Raw genomic sequence first — 1,555 nt, forward strand, 5'->3', positions numbered from 1 at the left:
CATCGGCGTTTTCCGAGCCTTTCAGCTTTGCTGCATTCATGCCCTCGCCGATCTCCACGCCCTTCACTGCGTTGATCGACATCATCGCAGCGGCCAGATCAGTGTCCAGCTTGCCGTAAACCGGCGCGCCGATGCCTGCGGGGACATAGCGGGCCACAACTTCGACAACAGCGCCAACCGAATCGTGCGCCTTGCGCAGGCCCTGCAAATAATCTTCCCATTCCTGCACTGCGCCTGCGTCAGGGATCCAGAAGTCATTCTGCTCTATCGCGTCCCAGTCGAACCGGCTGCGGTCGATCTCCAGCTCGCCCATCCGGGTCATGTAGCCCTTGATCTCCAGCCCCGGCGCCAGCGCCTTGATTGCTTCACGTGCAACACCGCCCGCAGCCACCCGCGCCGCGGTCTCGCGCGCCGAGGAGCGGCCGCCGCCGCGGTAGTCGCGATTGCCGTATTTCTGGAAGTAGGTGATGTCGGCGTGACCGGGGCGGAAGGTCTGGGAGATCTCGCCATAATCCTTGGAGCGCTGGTCGGTGTTTTCGATCATCAGCTGGATCGGAGTGCCGGTGGATTTGCCGTCGAACACGCCTGACAGGATTTTCACCGCGTCCGGCTCGTTGCGCTGGGTGGTGTTCTTGTTCTGGCCGGGGCGGCGCTTGTCGAGCCACTGCTGCAGCATCTCCGGCTCCAGCGGCACGTTCGGCGGGCAGCCGTCGACGGTGGCGCCTAGCGCGGGCCCGTGGCTCTCGCCCCAGGTGGTGACGCGGATGAGGTGTCCGAAGCTGTTGATCGACATGAGGCGCTGTCTCCTTTGCGGCGTGCTTAGCGGGCGGGGGCGGCTCTCTCAAGGGGATTCCTGTGTTGCAGCGCGGGTATTGGGGGCGCTACCCCCGCCGCATGCGGCGGCTCCCCCGGGATATTTTCAGCCAGATGAACAGGGGATCCGGGTTGCCAGCGGTCCGGTTTGGGCAAGCGGTAGGTCCTGGCCTGACTTTGGCTTGTCATTGCCGCTCGAGGGGCCTAGGGTGCGCGCCACCTCGGGGTGCGCGGCAGCGCTGAGATGACACCCGTTGAACCTGAACCGGCTCACACCGGCGGAGGGAAGGTACTGGACAGCCTCCACCCTTGCCCGAAGCCGCAAAGGAGGATGCCATGAAACATCTTGTTTTTGCAGCGGGACTGCTCGGCGCATCGGCAGCTTTTGCCGAAACGCCTGAACTGGTCGTTTACACCTATGACAGCTTTGTCTCCGACTGGGGTCCGGGCCCGGCGGTGGAAAAGGCGTTTGAAGAGGCCTGCGGCTGCGACCTGAAACTGGTCGGCACGGGCGACGGCGCGGCGCTGCTGGCGCGGGTCAAGCTGGAGGGCGAGCGCTCTGACGCGGACGTGGTTCTGGGCCTCGATACCAACCTGACTGCGGCGGCCAAGGAAACCGGCCTGTTTGCGGAGCATTCGGTCAGCGCCGATTTTGCGCTGCCGGTCGAATGGAACGACGCGACCTTTGTGCCTTATGACTGGGGCTATTTTGCCTTTGTTCACAACGCCGATGCAACGGCAC

2 protein-coding genes and 1 riboswitch are annotated in these 1,555 nt (G+C 64.1%); of the genes, one reads left to right on the forward strand and one right to left on the reverse strand.

The window, feature by feature from the left end:
• A partial coding sequence (aroC, locus tag A2I95_RS36775; RefSeq protein WP_291737425.1) for a chorismate synthase occupies positions 1–793 on the reverse strand: 793 nt, incomplete at its 3' end.
• A gap of 232 nt (positions 794–1,025) precedes the next feature.
• Positions 1,026–1,117: riboswitch (TPP riboswitch) on the forward strand.
• Between the two features lie 32 nt (positions 1,118–1,149).
• Between aroC and A2I95_RS36780 the strand changes: the two genes are divergently transcribed.
• A partial coding sequence (locus A2I95_RS36780; RefSeq protein WP_291737426.1) for a thiamine ABC transporter substrate-binding protein occupies positions 1,150–1,555 on the forward strand: 406 nt, incomplete at its 3' end.

It is taken from the genome of Leisingera sp. F5 (assembly GCF_001593695.1).